General features: G+C 58.3%; 18 protein-coding genes. 11 read left to right on the forward strand and 7 right to left on the reverse strand.

Going from position 1 to position 19,328, the window contains the following annotated elements; genetic code table 11:
* Positions 1–1,098, forward strand: a 1,098-nt coding sequence (locus Q0X21_RS08130; RefSeq protein ID WP_297851404.1) for an OB-fold nucleic acid binding domain-containing protein, incomplete at its 5' end; no start/stop codon positions are given.
* A gap of 131 nt (positions 1,099–1,229) precedes the next feature.
* Here the strand turns inward: Q0X21_RS08130 and Q0X21_RS08135 are convergent.
* A complete protein-coding gene (locus tag Q0X21_RS08135; protein ID WP_297851405.1) occupies positions 1,230–1,706 on the reverse strand; it encodes a hypothetical protein in 477 nt (158 codons plus the stop codon).
* A 197-nt stretch (positions 1,707–1,903) separates the two neighbouring features.
* On the opposite strand from Q0X21_RS08135, the gene ilvA reads away from it, so the two are divergent.
* Entirely contained in the window at positions 1,904–3,187 is a 1,284-nt protein-coding gene (gene ilvA / locus Q0X21_RS08140; protein ID WP_297851406.1) for a threonine ammonia-lyase IlvA, read from the forward strand.
* Positions 3,188–3,191: 4 nt separating this feature from the next.
* Here the strand turns inward: ilvA and treZ are convergent, their stop codons facing one another.
* Entirely contained in the window at positions 3,192–4,907 is a 1,716-nt protein-coding gene (gene treZ, locus Q0X21_RS08145) for a malto-oligosyltrehalose trehalohydrolase (RefSeq protein WP_297851407.1), read from the reverse strand.
* A 30-nt stretch (positions 4,908–4,937) separates the two neighbouring features.
* Here treZ and Q0X21_RS08150 point away from each other — a divergent pair, with 30 nt between their 5' ends.
* From Q0X21_RS08150 to Q0X21_RS08160, 3 genes are read left to right on the forward strand one after another with little or no spacing between them, the layout of a single operon-like run.
* Entirely contained in the window at positions 4,938–5,582 is a 645-nt protein-coding gene (locus Q0X21_RS08150) for a YigZ family protein (RefSeq protein WP_297851408.1), read from the forward strand.
* A 35-nt stretch (positions 5,583–5,617) separates the two neighbouring features.
* Positions 5,618–5,854, forward strand: a complete 237-nt coding sequence (locus Q0X21_RS08155) for a hypothetical protein (RefSeq protein WP_297851409.1) — start codon at positions 5,618–5,620, stop codon at positions 5,852–5,854.
* A complete protein-coding gene (locus tag Q0X21_RS08160) occupies positions 5,854–6,240 on the forward strand; it encodes an RNA-binding S4 domain-containing protein (protein ID WP_297851410.1) in 387 nt (128 codons plus the stop codon). The genes Q0X21_RS08155 and Q0X21_RS08160 overlap by 1 nt, the downstream gene beginning before the upstream one ends.
* Positions 6,241–6,247: 7 nt before the next feature.
* Here the strand turns inward: Q0X21_RS08160 and treY are convergent, their stop codons facing one another.
* From treY to Q0X21_RS08185, 5 genes are all read right to left on the reverse strand, one after another.
* Positions 6,248–8,740 carry a malto-oligosyltrehalose synthase gene (gene treY, locus Q0X21_RS08165; RefSeq protein WP_297851411.1) on the reverse strand — a complete coding sequence of 831 codons (2,493 nt, stop codon included), beginning with the start codon at positions 8,738–8,740 and terminating at the stop codon, positions 6,248–6,250.
* A 65-nt stretch (positions 8,741–8,805) separates the two neighbouring features.
* On the reverse strand, positions 8,806–9,369 hold the full coding sequence (locus Q0X21_RS08170; protein ID WP_297851412.1) for a hypothetical protein: 564 nt from the start codon (positions 9,367–9,369) through the stop codon (positions 8,806–8,808).
* Positions 9,370–9,415: 46 nt separating this feature from the next.
* Positions 9,416–10,735 (reverse strand): exonuclease domain-containing protein, encoded by a 1,320-nt coding sequence (locus Q0X21_RS08175; protein WP_297851413.1) that lies wholly within the window; start codon positions 10,733–10,735, stop codon positions 9,416–9,418.
* The gene (gene glgX, locus Q0X21_RS08180; RefSeq protein ID WP_297851414.1) at positions 10,732–12,933 is read right to left on the reverse strand and encodes a glycogen debranching protein GlgX; all 2,202 of its coding nucleotides are present in this window, start codon (positions 12,931–12,933) and stop codon (positions 10,732–10,734) included. The genes Q0X21_RS08175 and glgX overlap by 4 nt, the downstream gene beginning before the upstream one ends.
* 45 nt (positions 12,934–12,978) lie before the next feature.
* Positions 12,979–13,527 carry a TetR family transcriptional regulator gene (locus tag Q0X21_RS08185; RefSeq protein ID WP_297851415.1) on the reverse strand — a complete coding sequence of 183 codons (549 nt, stop codon included), beginning with the start codon at positions 13,525–13,527 and terminating at the stop codon, positions 12,979–12,981.
* Positions 13,528–13,781: 254 nt separating this feature from the next.
* Here Q0X21_RS08185 and Q0X21_RS08190 point away from each other — a divergent pair, with 254 nt between their 5' ends.
* From Q0X21_RS08190 to Q0X21_RS08215, 6 genes are all read left to right on the forward strand, one after another.
* Positions 13,782–14,510, forward strand: coding sequence for a hypothetical protein (locus Q0X21_RS08190; protein WP_297851416.1), 729 nt, complete (start codon positions 13,782–13,784; stop codon positions 14,508–14,510).
* Positions 14,501–15,049, forward strand: coding sequence for a hypothetical protein (locus tag Q0X21_RS08195; protein WP_297851417.1), 549 nt, complete (start codon positions 14,501–14,503; stop codon positions 15,047–15,049). The genes Q0X21_RS08190 and Q0X21_RS08195 overlap by 10 nt, the downstream gene beginning before the upstream one ends.
* A gap of 1 nt (position 15,050) precedes the next feature.
* Complete coding sequence (gene hisD / locus Q0X21_RS08200; protein WP_297851418.1) at positions 15,051–16,355, forward strand: histidinol dehydrogenase; 1,305 nt, start codon at positions 15,051–15,053, stop codon at positions 16,353–16,355.
* Positions 16,356–16,381: 26 nt separating this feature from the next.
* The gene (locus Q0X21_RS08205) at positions 16,382–17,494 is read left to right on the forward strand and encodes a histidinol-phosphate transaminase (protein WP_297851419.1); all 1,113 of its coding nucleotides are present in this window, start codon (positions 16,382–16,384) and stop codon (positions 17,492–17,494) included.
* 3 nt (positions 17,495–17,497) lie between these two features.
* The gene (hisB, locus tag Q0X21_RS08210) at positions 17,498–18,100 is read left to right on the forward strand and encodes an imidazoleglycerol-phosphate dehydratase HisB (RefSeq protein WP_297851420.1); all 603 of its coding nucleotides are present in this window, start codon (positions 17,498–17,500) and stop codon (positions 18,098–18,100) included.
* Positions 18,101–18,228: 128 nt separating this feature from the next.
* Positions 18,229–19,328 (forward strand): MFS transporter (locus Q0X21_RS08215; RefSeq protein WP_297851421.1); only part of this gene is annotated, 1,100 nt, incomplete at its 3' end.

Consider the following 19,328-nt stretch of genomic DNA (forward strand, 5'->3'; position numbering starts at 1 on the left):
GCGATCTATCTCGCTGACTGCCGCCACTTGGGCATCTCTGTTCTGCCGCCGGACATTAATGAGTCGGAAGAGAACTTCCTTGCTGTGGACAAGGACATCCGTTATGGCCTTGCCGCGATCCGCAACGTCGGTGTTGAAGTGGTGGAATCCATTAGGGAGACCCGCCGCACCAAGGGTGACTTCACTAGCTTCTCCGATTATTTGGACAAGATCGACCTGCTGCCGTGCAATAAGCGCATCACTGAATCGCTGATCAAGGGTGGTGCATTCGACTCGCTTGGCCACCCGCGTAAGGGCTTGCTACTGGTCTCTGATGCTGCAGTGGATTCTGTTCTGACCACGAAGAAAGCCGCGGACAAAGGACAGTTCGATCTGTTTTCCGCCTTCGGCGGGGGTGAGTCAGATGACCAAAGTGCGGCGAATGCATTCACTATCGAGGTTCCTGATGAGGAATGGGAGAAGAAGCACAAGCTCGCACTCGAGCGTGAGATGCTCGGCCTCTATGTCTCGGGGCACCCGCTCGACGGATTCGAAGAAGCACTCGAGGCTCAGACGGATACACCACTGCCGAAGATCTTGAGCGGGGAGATGCGTCACGGCGATGAGGTGACCATCGGTGGCATCATCTCGAGCGTGGATCGCCGTTATTCCAAGAAGGACGGCTCACCGTGGGCGATCGTCACAATTGAGGACCATCACGGCGCACAGGTCGAAGTGTTGCTGTTCAACAAGGTCTACGCGCTGGTTGCGCCACAGATCGTGGAAGACAACATCATCCTGGTCAAGGCACATGTGTCCATCCGTGATGAGCGAATGAGCCTGTTTGGTGATGATGTCCGCGTACCAGAGCTTGGCCCCGGCAATGGTGCTGGTTTGCCGTTGCGACTGACATTGCGCACTGAGCAGTGCACGATGAACAACATCCGCAAGCTCAAGCAGGTGCTGGTGAATAATCCGGGGGATTCGGATGTGTACCTGAACCTGGTCAATGGAGATCAGTCGCAGCTGATGGTGCTTGGTGACCATCTGCGAGTGGAACGATCCGGCAGCCTCATGGGCGACCTGAAGGCCGCTATGGGTGCTGGTGTGCTGGGCTAAGCAGCACACTGGAATAACAAAAACGCCTACTTCCTTGTCGATATCGACGGTGGGGAAGTAGGAGCTTTTTTCTTAAGCCAGAGTCTTCTCGAGTTTTAGCCGGAGACTTCGGGTTCAGCGTTAGCGCTGAATTATTTGAAGAAGGCGCCGAGCTGAGCCTTCGCAGTCGGCGATACAGAGATGATGATGGCCAAGAGCTGGGAACCGACGGTGATCACTGCGGCGATCGCAGCGACGATGGTGGAGACCATCTTGAAGTGGTTGCTCTGGAAGTATGCCGCAGCGCGGTTCAGGCCCTTCAGCTTTTCGAAGCTGCCGTTCGGGGCCGGCTGGGACGAAGCACCGTTCTTGTCCCAGATGTCCTTAGTGGGATCGAGCTCGTTCGGATCCCTTTCCTCTGCCTCCGGATCTGCCTCCGGATCTGCCTTCGACTGATCGCCAGCATTGGACTCATCGGTGGTGTTATCCGTGTTGCCGGTGTCCGTCGTGGTCACGGCGTCGGCTGTCGTGTTGGCATCATCAGCGTCGGTCTGGGCCAAAGCCGGCGCAGCGCCAAAAACCATTGCAGCGGAAAGTGTTGCGACGATAAGGGAGGTGCGCTTCTTCACGGAAAAGGACTCCTTCTGGAATATGAAGTGCAAGAAATCTACAAGGAACCGCAAGAGAGCATACGCCCCGCACAGAACAATTCCAAGGGTTTTTGAGAAAAGACAGCGGTGCCCAAAACGCGGATATTTCGGTTCCGTTCATTTTCAATGGGGCAAATCTGCGGGAGCAAGATTCTAGAGGTCTATGATTGCGAGGTATGACACATTCGCCTGATTTTTCTCCCGTGCACGCAGCAGACATCCAAAGAGCTCAGGCGAGTATTTCAAGCATTATTGCGCCGACCCCGCTGCAGTACTGTCCACGTCTGTCCCAGGCCTACGGCGTTGAGGTCTACCTCAAGCGCGAGGACTTGCAGGATGTGCGCTCCTACAAGATCCGCGGTGCGTACTACAGCATCAGCAATCTGACCGAGGAAGAAAAAGCAGCGGGCGTGGTCGCTGCGTCGGCAGGCAATCATGCGCAAGGCGTTGCCTACGCATGCCGGTCCATGGGCATTGACGGAAAGATCTTCGTGCCCAAGCGCACACCAAAGCAGAAGCGCGACCGCATCCAGGTCCACGGCGGCGATTTCGTCGAGCTGGTCCTGGTCGGCGACACATTCGATGAGGCCGCGGAAGCGGCACGTGCCGATGCCGCTGAGCGTGGCGCGACCATGGTCGAGCCGTTCAATGCGCGCAATACTGTCATCGGCCAGGGCACCGTGGGCGCTGAGGTGGTCTCACAATTGTCCGGCTTGGGTAAGTCGCTCGACTCCATCGTTGTTCCCGTCGGTGGTGGCGGACTCATCGCGGGTATCACGTCGTACCTCGCTGACATGTCGCCGCGTACTGCTGTTGTGGGCGTGGAACCTTCGGGCGGACGCTCACTTCAAGCCGCGCTGGATGCTGGTGAACCAGTCACCTTGGAAAAGATCGATCCTTTCGTCGACGGTGCAGCGGTGAAGCGAATCGGCGATGTGAACTACAAGATCATTGAGGAAAACCTGGGCCGTGTTCATGTCGTCGCAGCCGATGAAGGTGCGGTGTGTACGAGCATGCTCGCGCTGTACCAAAACGAAGGCATCATCGCGGAGCCAGCAGGTGCGCTGTCCGTCGCAGCACTGGCTGATGTGAGCCTGACGCCGGGCAGCACTGTCGTGTGCGTGATTTCCGGTGGCAATAATGACGTACTGCGCTATGCCGAGATCATGGAACGCTCGCTGGTCCACCGTGGACTCAAGCACTACTTCCTGGTCAATTTCGCGCAGGAGCCAGGTCAGCTGCGCCGCTTCCTCAACGATGTGTTGGGGCCGGACGACGATATCGCGCTGTTTGAGTACTTGAAGAAGAACAACCGCGAAACCGGTGCAGCGCTCGTCGGCATTGAGCTCGCCCGAGCATCGGACTTAGATCCGCTGCTTGAGCGCATGGAGGAAGCTTCCTTCGACTGTCGCCGCCTGATGCCGGGCACTCCGGAATACGAATTCATCGTCACCGGCTAAACGCTTAGCGTTTGATGATGGCGAACCCCCATGGCTCAAGCTGGGTCTCATTCGCAGTGACCGTGGGGGAGCCGAAGGAATAGATCAGCTCGCCACCAGCCGGAACGGTCACTGGCTCAGCAGAGAAATTGGCAGCGAGGAACACATCGTCGTAGCCCATGGTGAGCCAGTTCTCCGCATGCTCAACCTGCAATTCGCGGAGATCTTCGCGTGCCAGATTCAGCTCGCGGCGCAGCTTGAGCAGCGTCGCGTACGCCTCATACATAGCCGACGCATCCGCATTGAAATTCCAGTCCAGCTTGGCGGATTCGAAAGTCGCTGGGTCACCGGGATCAGGAACATCAGCGAAGTCCCAGCCATAGCGAGCGAATTCGTGCGCGCGGCCCTCACTCGTCAAACGCAGTAGCTCCTCGTCCGTGTGTGAGACGAAGAAGGGGAATGGGGTCTGCGCATAAGACTCCTCACCCATGAAGATCATTGGCGTGAATGGGCTGAAAAAGATCACCGCCGCCTTCAACGCGTGCTGGGCGGGCGTGAGATTTTGCGACGGGCGGTCGCCTTGCGCACGATTGCCCACCTGGTCGTGGGTGGTGGTGTAAGTAATCAGTTTCCACGGCGGGATCGTGGCTAGGTCCAAGGCCCGACCATGAGTACGGCCACGGAAGCTGGAGTATTCATTCCGGAACCGGAAGCCGTGACGCAATGTATCGGCCAGGATTTCTACCGTGCCGAAATCTTCGTAGTAGGCATTGTTTTCACCAGTGACCACGGTGTGCAGGGCATGGTGAACATCATCGAGCCATTGCGCATCAAGACCGTAGCCGCCGACGGAATAATCGGAAATGATGCGCGGATCATTCAGATCGCTCTCCGCGATGATGATCGGGTTGGGGCCGAGCTCGGCCTGGATCTCGTCGGCAAGCAAATTGATTTGCTCCATGATTGAGTACGCGCTGCGGTCGTCGTATGAATGAACCGCATCGAGGCGCAGGCCGTCGATGTGGAATTCCGTGAGCCAACGGCGCACCGCGTCGAGGACGTAGGCGCGCACCTCATCCGAATCAGCGCCGGAGAAATTGACCACATCGCCCCAACCGGTCGTGCCTGCGGTGGTGTATGGACCGAACTTGCCGTTGTAATTTCCATCGGGGCCGAAGTGATTGAACACCACATCCAGGTACACGCCGATGCCTTTGCTGTGTGCGGCATTGACCAGGCGCTTCAGCCCTTCGGGGCCGCCGTAGCTTTCCTGCACAGCGAACCAATCCACCCCGTCATAGCCCCAGTTGCGCTCACCGCCGAAAGGCTGAACAGGCATCAGCTCGATCGTGGTCACGCCAAGATCAGCGAGATAATCAAGCTTATCGACGACACCGTCAAACGTTCCCGCCTCCGTAAACGTGCCCACATGGAGCTCATAGATGACTTGGCCCTTGAGCTCGTAGCTCGTCCAGTGCTGGTCAGTCCACTCGAATTCCGTGTCCGTCACCTTGGACAGACCGTGAACGCCGTCAGGCTGGCTCGTTGAGCGCGGATCGGGCAGGGGAGCGGACCACTCGGTGCCGTCGAAAAGCTTGAAGCCATAGCGCTGGCCAGGAACTTTCTCGACATCGCTAGTCCACCATGCTTTGCGCGCATCGTCACGGCGCATCTGGTGTTCTGCGTCATCCACCACCAGAATCACGTCGTGTGCGTACGGGGCCCATACCTCGAAAGTCATATCTTCAACCCTAAGTAAAATGAACCGACGATGGTGACAACATATGCATTGCCCGCCGCGGGGCACACGACGGTGAATGAGATTGAGATCAAGCGCTCCCGCTTCATCACCTGGATCGCGCGTGCTGAATCTGAGGACCAAGCCCGTGAGGTCATCGCGCGTGCCCGGAACGAATATCCCGATGCTCGGCACCATTGTTCCGCATTCATCGTGCACGTGGATGGGGCAGTGCCGATCGAGCGTTCGAGCGATGATGGCGAGCCCGCTGGAACTGCAGGAAAACCGATGCTCGATGCGCTGCGGGGCTCCGGGCTCGAATCAGCGGTAGCGGTAGTGATCCGTTATTTCGGTGGTGTGAAGCTGGGTGCTGGTGGGCTCGTGCATGCCTATTCCGAATCCGTCTCCGCCGCATTGGAAAACGTTCCGCGCGCGGAGAAATCCCTGCGTGAGCTCGTCTCCGTTGCTCTCCCACATGCGGAAGCCGGCAGAATTGAAGCAGAGCTGCGTACCCATGGAATCGATGTTGCCGATGTCGCCTACGAGTCACAGGCCCGCTATACCTTCGCCATTGAGCCGGGGAGCAGGGAATCATTCGATGACCTGCTGGCCGCCGTCACTCAAGGCACAGCGACGAGCCGGGAAGCCGGCACGATGTGGGTAGAACGGCCCAGCTAAACCACGTGGTTCGGCGCGGGGTTAAACTAAGGCGCATGACTCTTCAACCGCGCCCGAACAACCCGATTGAAGCCCGCAAACAAGCCGTGCGTCGCTATTCGCGCAACGGCGCACTCTGCGTCGGAGGCGGCATCATCGGCGGTGTCGTCTTCGGCATGCTCTTCTCTTCCTTCTGGTTCTGGTTGGCACTGGGCATGGTCGTGGCTGTGGGCGGCGGCCTGTACAACTACAGCAAAGTGCAGAAGATCATCAACTACCAAGACCGTTACTAGTGGCTGGCACTGAACCCGATATCGGACCCGTCCGCATCGACGTGTGGGTCTGGGCCGTGCGCATGTACAAAACCCGCTCTGATGCGGCGAATGCAGTGCGCGCCGGGCATGTGAAGCTCAACGGCAATGCCACGAAACCCTCGGCAAAAGTCTCGCCGGGGGACCGGATCAAGGCCTGGAAAGACTACCGCGATATTGAGTACGAGGTAGTGCGTACCCTGCGCAAACGCGTCGGTGCACCGGTCGCACGCGAGTGCTACATCGACCACTCACCGCCCCCGCCACCAAAAGAGTATTTCTACTCCATGCCAAAGCGCGACCGTGGGGCTGGACGTCCCACGAAGAAGGAGCGCCGCGAGATCGACAAACTCCTCGGCAGGCGATGATCGCTTTCTAAGCGGTGAGATGATCTGCCACGAGCAGGGCGGTCGGCAAAACATCGAGGACATCTCGGACCAGTACGGTGCCGGTGAAGGTTTGTCCGGTGAGCCTGTCCGTCCACGTTCCTTCCGGCAGAGTCACGGTCGTGTCGCCCCAACCGCCACGGTCCTCAAGCAACAGAGGACGCCGGGTGGCCAGCGCGACCGCATCAAGGCCTGAGACACCGCGCGCCATGCCGACGAGGTGGCTTGCAGCCTCACCGACAGCGAAAACTGCCTGGTAGTCGCCGGAATTGAATACATCTGGGTATTCGCGGCGCAGGTACGCGCCTTCATGCACTACCGCTTGTTTTGCCCGATCCGCGTATTCGACCAGGTGCGGGTACAATCCCGGCTCTTCATCGTGGCGGGCAGATTTGAGCGCCTGGGTTAGCTCATCGTGCACACGACCCGACAGTGCCGCTTCCTTGAACTGCTGGAGAGTCTGCGCGCGGTTAACGTAGTCGACGAACCGGCGGTTGTCCGGATCTACCAGGGAGAAATCGATGAATTCCTGACCCTGGTAGGTATCTGGGATGCCGGGGCCGATTAGTTGCAGCATCTTGCGGCCAAGCGAGATCTGTACGGCGCCGCGGTGGACCTGGCACACGAAGTCGCTGATTAGCGAAGTTGCTGGCCCATCGAGGAGTGCATCCACCCAGTCGGTGATCGCCGTTTCAAAATGTGGCTCGTTGTCGAACCAGGTGGTGTGAACACCAGCTTCGCGCACTGCCTTGATCGCATAATCACGCAGGCGGTCCCGAACACCATCTGTATTGCCGTCGGTGGGCCAAATACCGATGACATTCTGCAGGAGGAAGTGAGCCGTTGCTTCGTCCGGTGCGGGAACGAGGGCACTGACCTGACGGGCGAGTTCTGCGAATTCCTTGTCGCGTTCGGTGATCGCGATGATGCGGGCGCGGGTGTCCTCGGTACGCTTCGTATCGTGCGTGGTCAGCGTCGTCATCGCCTGTGGCCACAGCATCGCACGCTCCTGCTGGAGCAAATGGAATTCCGCTGCGGAAACGCCGAAACGGCCCGGTGCGCCACCGACTTCCTGGAGTGCGATCAGGCGACAAGCACGGTAGAACAACGTGTCCTCAACGCCCTTGGCCATCACCGCACCACATACCTGGGCGAAACGGGTCTTCGCCTCACCATTTGCCAAGAAAGCAGCCGAAATCAGGTCCAGCGCACTTCGGCGTGAGGGGAACCGCCGCACCATATCGGCCACTGCGGTGGACACAAGGCGGGACAGCGAAATGTAATCGGCGCGGTAGACCGGCATCGCCGCCACCAGATCAATAATGGTGCGTTCCAAATCTTCGTCAGAGACATCCACTCCAGCGGTGGAGAAATTATCCCGGCGGATCGCGCGGGTGAGTCGGCGAACCTCAGCGGCCAATTCGAATTCGGCGACATTGCGTTTCAGCTCGTGCTCAGCGGCCTCGATGGCATCCTCATCCCACGTTGAGCCGGATTGCTGGAGCGAGAGCATACTCAAGGAATCCTCTGCTTCGCGTGAGATAAACACGCCGTCGAGTTCACGCAGCGCGTCATAGCCAGTTGTGCCGTCCACAGCCAAGCGAGGGTCAAGCGGCTCTGTCACTCCGAGGATTTTTTCCGCCACCAACCAGCGGTCTTTGCCGATCAAATCGCGCAGACGATTCAGGTACGTGAACGGATCTGCCAAACCATCTGGGTGGTCGACGCGAACACCGTCAATCAGATCTTCCGCGATCAGCTGGCGTAGCGTGCGGTGCGTGTGCTCAAAGATCAGCGGGTCTTCCTGCCGAATGCCAGCCAGGCCATTGACGGAGAAGAAACGACGGTAGGAGATCACCCCGTCGCGCCAGTGCATCAGACGATAGCTCTGACGCTCATACACCTGGCGGGGATCATCATCGAGCGATTCGAAAGTGCCGGGCTTGAGTGGGAAATAATTATCAAAATAGGCCAATACCGGCTCATCGATTTTCTCGAGATGGATGAGCTCAAACTTGTCCTCATCACCCGGCTGCCCCAGAACCGGCAGGCCGAGCTTGCCGCCGGCACCATTGTCTTCATGCCAGTCGATATCAAAATAGCTTTCAAATTCTGATTCCTGGCCGTACTTGAGCACGTCCCACCACCACTTATTCAGCTCAGGTGCTTCCACACCGAGGTGGTTGGGAACGATGTCGAGGATCAGACCAAGCCCTGCATCATGCGCTGTATCTGCTAAGTGGCGGAGCCCTTCGATACCGCCGAGCTCTGGGTTGACCTCAGTCGGATCAGTGACGTCGTAATTGTGATTCGATTCTGGAAAAGACGTGAAGATCGGGGAGAGGTACAGATGGGAAACCCCGAGCTCCTTCAGATAAGGAACTTGGTCCGCGGCTTCTGAAAAACCGAAGCTCCGCCCCGCAGGATCTGCTTTCGCTCCACGCAATTGCAGGCGGTATGTGGATGTGATTGGGCGGAACATGTGCGGGCACTCCTTATCGTCGCCACTAGTACACCTTCTCACCCTAGTGAGACTGACGTGCTCTTTCACCGTTTGGAAGCGTTGTAGTTGAGAGGAAAGCCCAGCGAATACGTCAACACAGCTGCGTCTTTGAACATGGCGCGAACCTCCGGAACACACGCATCCAGAACGAAAAGCTCTTGATGGTCCCTGGTTAGAAAGACTAGCTCGTTTTGCGGTTCAAGGACCTGTGTGAAGTGCTCGTGTAGCACTTTGAACGTACGTGGATGAGTCAGCCATGTCGCAGGTGGGTGCTTGTCGCCTTTGACCTCCAGCCCATATGGTGCGTGCACACCGAGCGCGAAACAGGAATTGCGGACTGTGAATTCAATGCGGTCCGTTTGTTCTGCCAAGAGTGAATCAGCGGCAAGTTCCCATGCCTGCTGGGTGCTCAAGCGCATCCGACCCAAATCAATGGGCGTGAGGACATTGCCCGCATGGTCTTTGAACAACGCGACATGGTCGCGGGACAAAGAAATATAAGCAGGGGAAGAAGACGAACCTTGGCTAGCCCAGCCACGGGTCTTCACAGCATGGGCGCGTGGGGCGAATACGGCATGGGATACAGCAGGGCGCAGTGCAACAGTCATGCCTATTTAGACTGCGCCTGCACCCCGATTGGTTCCCTTGAAGTACTTAAAAAGGTGGTTGCTCGTTCAAACCGAGTACATCCAGCAATTTATCCGCCGGCCAAATTTCAATATCCTGGCCTTTTTCCATCAGCTCACGGGCACGCTTCTCCTTAGAGGTCACGCTTGCCCATTCGCCGACGACCAGAATCGTCGTCTTCTTGGTCACGTTCTTGCCCACCTGGCCACCGTGAGCAGCAATGCCGTTCCACAGCTGGCCCTTATCGAAAGGCTCGAACTCACCAGTGAGCGTCACATTCTGCTCATACAGCGGTGAATCGGGATCCGCGTCGACAGCAGGTTCCGGAATCGTGTCCGGTGTGGCCACCGACTGCCACGGGGCGGGTCCGCGTTTGGGCTTTTCCTCCTGTGCAGACTTCGCAGCACTCCGGGCAGAAGAGGATTGCAGTGCAGATTGCGCGCCCGAAAGATCCTTCAACATCGGGGTGACACGTGACGGATGGACTTCACCCATTGCAAAACCAGCAGAGTGGACGAACTCAGCTAGCGAACCAGTGTGCTCCGCGCGCCGGGCAAGCCCGATCATGATTTCAGCGCAGGCTTGCGCATCAGCACCAGCATCATGGTGATTGTCTAACGCGACACGGAAGTGCTCCGCCACAGTAGGCAGGCGATGGTTAGCCACGCCCAAATCCGTTGCGCGGGACTGCGCCAGCGTGCAGCCGAAAACAATTTTAGGAACAGGCTGATCCGATGCCATTGCCGCATAGCGCAGGGCAGAAGCATCGAAATACGCATTGTGCGCGACCACAGGAAGGTCCCCCACGAACTCGGTGAAGCGACCGATGAGTTCGCCGACGGAAGGCTGCTCCGCTACATCTTCAGCAGTGATGCCATGGCATTCCACATTGAAGGGGTCGAAATCATCAATGCCTTGCGGTGGGCGGCACAACCACGATTCGCGTGCGACAACTTCACCGTCAATCACGCGCACGAGACCCATCTGACAGATCGAGCCCCAATTCTGATTCGCGGTTTCCACGTCAAAGCCCACGAAATCGAAGCCAGGAATGCTGTCGGAGGAGATCTTCTTGCCGGACTTCGCTGCGTCGATAAGCGCGCTCAGCTGCTTCGGGCCTTGTGCGTCGCCGGGTGCGAAGCGGATGACGGTTTCCCCGAAATCACCGGAGAGTACAACGCGCCCGGCATCCCACGCATCACCCTCGTGCACGCTTATCGACGCCACCTGTTGCAGCTCCACCACCGTCGCGCCCGACGCGTGCGTGAGCGCAGCTTCAAGCGGGGCAGGGTGGATTTCAAGCGCAGTTTCGGTGACTACGATGCGAGCGCCATGCGCGTTAATCATTCGTTGCCTGCCTCTTCATTGTTTGATGCGGCATCGAAGATCGGCGGCTCAACCTGGCGCAGGACGATCGTGGAACGGGCCGGAACATTCTTCGTCCCGCCAGCGTCGATCACCTCAGGTTCTGCTGGGTAACCAAGGGATTCCGTGGTGTCGATCAGCACTTCCCACTTCGCGCCGAGGTTTTGCGAGGGCAGCGTGAACTCAATGTCCTCATGGTAGGCGTTGAACATGAGCAGGAAAGAGTCATCGACGACCTGCTGGCCACGTGCATCAGGTTCGGTGATCTGATCACCGTTGATGTAGACCTGCAGGGCTTTGCCGAACGCGAAGTCCCAGTCATCCTGCGTCATCATTTGGCCGTCAGGCACCAGCCATGCGATATCGCGGTCTTGCGCATCCGTGCCCAACGGTCCGCCAGCCAAGAAACGACGACGACGGAACACCGGGTGGTTCTTCCGGATCGCAATCAACCGACGCGTAAAGTCATGCAGTTCATCGGCCTCGTCAAGACGATCCCAGTTCATCCACGACGTCTCATTGTCCTGGCAGTACACATTGTTATTACCGCCCTGGGTGCGTGCGAACTCATCGCCATGAGCAATCATCGGGGTGCCCAAGGAAAGCAGCAGTGTGGTCAGGAAATTGCGACGCTGCTGTGCACGCAACGACCGAATCTCTGGATCGTCTGTCGGCCCTTCCACACCGCAATTCCACGAACGGTTGTGGCTCTCACCATCACGTCCGCCTTCTTGGTTCGCGTCATTGTGCTTCTCGTTGTAACTGACCAAGTCATTGAGCGTGAAGCCATCGTGCGCAGTGATGAAGTTGATCGACGCGGTGGGGCGGCGACCGTTGTGGTTGTACAGGTCCGATGAACCAGTGAGGCGCGAGGCGAACTCGCCCAAAGTTGACGGTTCACCGCGCCAGAAATCACGCACCGTATCGCGGTACTTTCCGTTCCATTCGCTCCACAGCGGCGGGAAGTTACCCACCTGGTAGCCGTTCTCGCCCACGTCCCATGGCTCAGCGATGAGCTTGACCTGGGAGACCACCGGATCCTGCTGGACCAGATCAAAGAAAGTGGCCAAACGGTCTACGTCGGAGAATTCGCGCGCCAGTGTGGACGCGAGATCGAATCGGAAGCCGTCCACATGCATCTCGGATACCCAGTAGCGCAGAGAATCCATGATCAACTGCAGCGAGTGCGGGTCGCGGACATTCAGCGAGTTACCGGTGCCGGTGTAGTCCATGTAGTGGAACCTATCCCCGTCGACAAGCCGGTAGTACGCCTCGTTGTCGATGCCACGGAAAGCGATGGTGGGGCCCAAGTGGTTGCCCTCGGCAGTGTGGTTGTACACCACATCGAGGATGACCTCCATACCCGCCTCGTGATAGGCGCGAACCATGCCTTTGAACTCTGCGACTGCATCGCCAGGCTTCTTGCTCGCCGCGTAATCCTGGTGCGGAGCGAAGAATCCGAATGTGTTGTAACCCCAGTAATTACGGAGGCCAAGATCCCGCAGGCGGTCATCCTGCAGGAATTGGTGGACCGGCAAAAGTTCCACCGACGTCACACCCAGATCTTGCAGATAAGAAATCACGCTCGGGTGTGCAAGACCCGCGTACGTGCCACGAAGCTCCTCCGGGACATCCGGGTGCAGCTGCGTCATGCCCTTGACATGCATCTCGTAGATGACCGTGTCATTGTCCGGGATGCGCGGTGCACGGTCATCGCCCCAATCGAAGAATGGGTTGATCACCACCGACTTCATGGTGTGTCCGAGCGAATCTTCTTCATTGCGGCCAGTGCCCGGTTCTTCCGCGTGAATGTCATAAGAGAACAGGGAAGAGTGCCCGTCGAATTCACCGTCGAATGCACGCGCATATGGATCCACTAGCAACTTGGAGGGATCACAACGCTTGCCGTTCTCCGGATCCCATGGACCATGCACGCGGTAGCCATAACGCTGTCCCGGACTAACACCGGGGAGGTAAGCGTGCCAGACGTGGTTATCAACCTCTTCGAGGTTCACACGGACCTCGTTCTCCTCACGGTCGATCAGACAAAGCTCAACCTTGTCCGCGATATTGGAGAAGACGGCGAAGTTGGTGCCTGCCCCGTCGTAGGTGGAGCCCAGCGGGTATGCGGATCCTGGCCACACCTGCACGGTCTGCTCATTCGCACTCGGAATTGTCATAGGCACCGATGTTAATAGATATCGGTCCTCGTGCCGTGCCCGGCGCTACCGGTGGGTCAAGCCCGAAAGCAACAGATCAATCGCAGCAGCTACTTGCTCCTCGGAGCCCTGCAATTCTGTGCTCTTGCCAGTGGTCAGGCCAGTCAATTGGATGCCTGCCTGATGCATATTCGCGGCGCCGAGTGTGAGGTAGAGCAAGCCCGAGGCTGCTGCGTCAACAGCCTCGGTCGACGCGCTCACGAGGTCAGCCGGGAATGTCTCTCGGATCCCGTCGAGCAATGCCGGGTACACGTGGGAATCGGGTTGGGATGCGGCAGTGGAGACCACATCCGCACCGTCTTTATGAGCGAGCAGTGCTTCTCGCAGGTTGGCACAAAACTGCTTCGGGCTCTCATGCTCAATGTCTAAGACCGGGGCAGTGATCTCATCTGCCATTGCTGTGATGAGGGCCTGCTTGTTCTCGATGTGCCAATACAACGCGCCAGGGGCGACCTCGAGTGTGCTGGCTACTCGACGCATGGAGACATCGGCCAGACCATAAGCGTCCAAGATGCCCACGGCGGTGCGTGCGATCAGTTCCCTGGACAGCTGCATAAATCATCAGCGTACACGCAGAACCAGCACGATCTTCACAGCATTCTCACCGCATCCTCCTCGGACAACGATTGAAATCACTGCATGTGGGGTTGCTATGATCTGGTGTGCACTGAAAAAGAAACACTAAGCGTTATCTAATGATGTTCCCGTTACGCCCGTGCATGACCGAGGGCAGTCTGGACATTGTCTGGCCTCGTTAAGAAATATAAGCCGGGCTCTGGATAACGGAACAACTTGAGGAGACTTCTTTTATGACCTTGACCATCGCTCCGAAGAAAACGGTTGTGGCTGCGTCGCTCGTCGCACCCCTGGCTCTTGCTGCTTGCGGGTCCAACGAGGATGAAGCTGCGTCGGGGATGGCTACGGAGACCAATATGGTGACTGTCGATCCGAGCGCAGATAAGACTGCGGAGAAGAAGGACGACAAGGACAAGGACAAAGAAAAGGACAAGGAAAAGAAGGCCGAGTCTGAGTCCGAGAAGCCTGCTGAAGAGCAGGATCCGCAGGCACAGGGCCAGCCGAATCCGAATGCCACCGGAGTGGTCAACCCGTTCGAGGACGGCACCTTGCCTGTCGCTGAAGTCCAGCCCATCGAGGATGGTCAGGCTGCTAGTGAGGCTGATATCAAGGGCATGACCGACACGATGAACCGGATCTATAACCCGAAGGATCTGGTGTCCTGGTCCCGCGTGATCTTGGACAACTCCTGCAAGCAGGTCGTTGACCAGACCAACCAGGAGCTCGCCGGCCGTGGCACCTCCCTGGAGCAGACCGAGCGTGAGATGCAGCAGGCTGTTGACGCAGCGAAGGCTGCTGGCCGTCCGCTGCCGCCGGTTCCGAAGTCCAACGCAACGCTGAGCGACGTCAAGGTCAATGGCGACACCGCATCTGCCACCGTCACCGTCAATAGCAACGGACAGAGTGAGTCTGGTGTTCAGCGCTTCAAGCGCGAAGGCAACCAGTGGAAGGTGTGCAACTAAGAAAAACCCCGCGTTCTTCCCGGCCATTTGGTTGGGGCGCGGGGATTGTTGCGCTTGGGGTCGGTCTCGCCTCTGTGATCGGTGGCCTGTGGGGCCTGACGCGTCCGGGCTACACCGGCACTGTTGAAGGCGGGAATGCCCGTATTGATCCGGTGGCGAACCCGGATAATGTCGAGTTCATTTCTTTTGCAGGGTTTGCTGGTCTGACTGTTGTGCTGGGAATGATCATCGGGGTTGTCACGTTCGCGTCTGCAACGCAGCGTGCAGGTCTGCGCAAGATGCTCTTCGCGGTTGTGGTGACTGCCTTTTCCAGCTGGACGTTGTACATCATGGGCACCTGGTCCGCTGAACTGCTTCACGGCGTGAGTGATCCCCATAGCTTGACCGAGGGGGAGACCATCACGTTCGTCCCCGTTTTGAGCCCTGGACCTGCATGGTTGGCTGGTCCATTCGTTGCGGCTTTGGCCTATTGGGTGGGTCTTGTTCTTTCATCTGTGGGAGATGCCTCGCCGAGGCAAGCCACAGAATATGATGAATGACATGCTGAAAGTCACTGATCTTCGCGGCCGTACTCCTTCGACATCTGAATTGCGTCGTGTGCTCCCTCGTGGCGGCATGGATGTTGCTTCGGTGGTCCCTACCGTTGCACCGATTATTGAGGACGTGAAGAACGGCGGTGCAGAAGCTGCTCTTGATTACGGCGAGAAATTCGACCGTATTCGCCCCGAGTCGGTGCGCGTGCCGGAAGAAGTGATTTCCCGGTGTGCCGAGGAACTCGATGAGGATCTCCGTGCGGCCCTTGAAGAGGCGATTGCGCGTATTCGTGCGGTTCACGCTGCGCAGAAGCCGTCGGAGAAAACCATCGATGTCGCACCTGGTGCACAGGTCACCGAGGTTTTCCAGCCGGTAGAGCGCGTGGGTTTGTATGTGCCGGGCGGCAAGGCTGTTTATCCGTCGTCGGTATTGATGAACGCGATTCCGGCGCAAGAAGCTGGCGCTGATGCCCTCGTGGTGTGCAGCCCGCCGCAGGCAGAACATGGTGGGTGGCCGCATCCGACGATTCTGGCTGCGTGCTCGATGCTCGGCGTTGATGAAGTGTGGGCGGTCGGCGGTGCACAGGCAATCGCTCTTCTGGCGTACGGTGATGATGCCAAGTCGCTTGAACCAGTGGACATGGTGACCGGCCCGGGCAATGTCTTCGTTGCTGCGACTAAGCGCGTGGTCAACGGCATCGTGGGTATCGATGCGGAGGCAGGGCCTTCTGAGATCGCAGTGCTTGCCGACGACTCGGCGGACCCAGTTCTCGTCGCCGTCGACCTGATCTCCCAGGCAGAACACGATGAGAACGCAGCGTCGGTGCTGATTACTGATTCAGAGGAATTAGCGCGTGCCGTCGATGCCGAGATCGACTCTCGTGCAGCGATCACGCTCAATGCTGACCGCGCTGCTACTGCTCTTGGTGGTCAGCAGTCAGGCATCGTTCTTGTTGATGATCTAGAAGCAGGCATCGCTGTTGCAGATGCTTATGCAGCTGAGCACTTGGAGATTCACACTCGTGATTCCGCTGAGGTGGCTCGTCGGATCAAGCATGCCGGCGCGATTTTTGTCGGCCCGTTCTCGCCGGTCCCGTTGGGCGATTACATTGCTGGTTCCAATCACGTTTTGCCGACTTCGGGTACTGCACGATTCACGCCGGGGCTGTCCACCCATACTTTCCTGCGTCCCGTCAACATCATTGAGTACAACGAGGCTGCACTCGCTGAAGTCGGCCCGCACATCATCACCCTTGCTGGCGACGAACAGCTGCCTGCCCATGGTGAGGCGATCAAGGCTCGCACTGAGTAGGCAATAGGACACGACGAGGAGAATTAATGACTGACAATAACCAGCCGTCCCTGTCCGATCTTCCCCTGCGCGAAGAGCTGCGTGGCAAGTCCCCGTATGGTGCGCCGCAGCTGAGCGTGCCGGTGGCGCTGAATACGAATGAGAACCCCTACCCGCCATCTGATGAACTCGTTGCGGATCTCGTCGCAGAAGTTCAGCAGGTCGCTCATGGCCTGAACCGCTACCCGGAGCGCGATGCGGTGGAGTTGCGCGACGATCTCGCCGCTTATGTGACTAAGCAGACGGGGGTCACCGTCACCCGCGAGCAGGTCTGGGCAGCGAATGGTTCCAACGAGGTGCTGCAGCAATTACTGCAGGCCTTCGGTGGCCCGGGCCGCACGGCAATGGGATTCGTGCCTAGCTATTCCATGCACCCGATCTTGTCCTCGGGCACGCAGACAGAGTTCATTGGCGTTCCGCGCGGTGAAGACTTCCGGATCGATATTGATCGCGCGATCAGCGAAATCAATGCTCAGAAGCCAGACATCGTGTTCATCACCACCCCGAATAACCCGACGGGTGATGTGACCGACTTGGCCGATATTGAGAGGATTATCGACGCAGCATCCGGCATCGTCATCGTTGATGAGGCCTATGCAGAATTCTCCCCATCACCGTCCGCGGTGACCTTGTTGGAGAAATACCCGTCGAAGCTGGTGGTCTCGCGCACCATGTCGAAGGCTTTCGACTTTGCCGGTGGTCGCCTTGGCTACTTCGTCGCGGCTAAGGCATTCATCGAGGCCGTCATGCTGGTGCGTTTGCCGTACCACCTTTCCGTCTTGTCCCAGGCAGCTGCACGCGTGGCGCTGCGGCACGCGGGGGAGACGCTGGGAGGCGTCGATAAGCTTGCTTCCGAGCGTGAGCGTGTCCAGACCGCACTGCTCGGGTTCGGGTACTCCGTCGTTCCCAGCGAGTCGAATTTCCTCTTCTTCGGCGATTTTGACGATGCCGCTGCTGCTTGGCAGAAATTCCTCGATCGTGGGGTGCTCATTCGTGATGTCGGCGTGCCTGGACATTTGCGTGTGACAATCGGGTTGGATGAAGAAAATGATGCATTTCTCGCCGCGGCCCAGGAAATTCGCGGCGAGGCTAAGGAGTGAAAGATGACTGACCGGATCGGTACAGCGACGCGCACGACCAGCGAGTCGGACATCTCCGTTGAGATCAACCTCGACGGAACAGGCAAAGTTGATGTGGACACGGGTCTGCCGTTTTTCGATCACATGCTCACCGCCTTTGGCACGCATGGCAGCTTTGATCTGAAGATCCACGCCAAGGGTGATACCCACATCGACGCGCACCACACCGTTGAAGACACTGCGATCACGCTCGGCTGGGCGCTGATCGACGCCGTGGGGGACAAGAAGGGCATCCGCCGCTTCGGTTCCATGTCGCTGCCCATGGACGAGACGCTTGTCGACGCCATTGTGGACATTTCCAACCGCCCCTACTTCGTGATGAATGGGGAGCCGGAGAGCATGGAATGGCAGATCATCGGTGGGCACTACGCCACCGTGATCAACCGCCACTTCTTTGAAACCTTGGCGTACAACGCACGCATTACCCTGCATGTGAATGTTCAGTACGGTCGCGACCCGCACCACATCACCGAAGCGGAATACAAGGCTGTCGCTCGTGCCCTGCGCCAGGCCTACGAGCACGACCCGCGCGTGAAGGGCGTACCCTCTACGAAGGGCGCGCTTTAAGCACACGCGCATAATTTCATAGACTTTTCGGGCTGATTCCAGCCGCAAATTTCATTGCGGCTGGGTGGGCCTGATTTTTTGTTGCTGTACACCTGTTGCCGATGTGAGTTTCTAGGAGGGTTTCAACCGTGGGTTCTCCGCAGATTTCCGGACAGCCAAACGCCAATGTGAATTCGGTGTGGGAGGCTACTGGCTTCATCCAGACACTGGTGGCCGTCGCTGCCGCTTTCGGCTCGTGGGCCTTGCTGCTTCCGGTCGTTCCAGTGGCCGTGCTGGACACCGGGGGATCTCACGCGTTGGCGGGTGCGTCGACAGGCGTGTTTATGGCAGCGACCGTGCTCACGCAGGTGTTCATGCCGCGTTTGCTGCGTAAATTCACCTACCGCTCGGCGATCGCATTCTCCGCCGTTCTGTTGGGTCTGCCGGCCTTGTTGTTCATCTGGAATATGGACCCAGCAGTGGTGCTCGGAGTCAGCGTGCTGCGTGGCATCGGTTTCGGCGCCATGACTGTTGCGGAAGCTGCCATCATCGCGGAACTCGTCCCGCGTCGCCTGCTGGGTAAAGCATCCGGTATTTTCGGCGCATCGAGCGGCTCCGCGCAGATGCTCGCGCTGCCATTGGGTCTGTTCCTCAGCGAGCAATTCGGCTACACGCCGGTGTGGATTCTTGCCCTGGTCGTCGCTGCTATTGGTGGTTTGGCCTGCGCTGGTATTCCTCCGCTCAAGGGGGCTCAACCCGATCCGGTGGCCAACGGGGCAATGTCCGCACCGACGTGGAAGCTCGTCTTGGTTCCAACGCTGGCTCTTGCTATTGCGGCGATGGCGTACAGCTTGATCGCTAATTTCCTGCCTGCCGCGACCCGGGAGACCGGGATTACTGAGAGCACCGCTTTGGGCGGTGTGATCTTGGCAGTGATCAACCTTGCTGTGATGGCTGCTCGTATCTTCACCGGCGTTATCGCTGACCGTCGTGGTGAACCGGGCACGTTGATGATCCCGTTCCAGATCTCTGCCGTAGTGGGCATGGTCGGATTTGCTGCCTGCCTTGCCACCAGCGCGCACCCAGTGTGGCTGGTTGTCTCCGCGATCTTCTTCGGCGCCGGATTTGGTGCGGTGCAAAATGAGTCCTTGCTGAGCATGTTCTACCGCCTGCCACAGTCCAAGGTCAGCCACGCTTCTGCTGTGTGGAATGTCGGCTTTGATGGTGGTCAAGGTGTCGGTTCGTTCGT

Origin of the sequence: uncultured Corynebacterium sp. (assembly GCF_947253065.1) — a bacterium.
Classification (GTDB): domain Bacteria; phylum Actinomycetota; class Actinomycetes; order Mycobacteriales; family Mycobacteriaceae; genus Corynebacterium.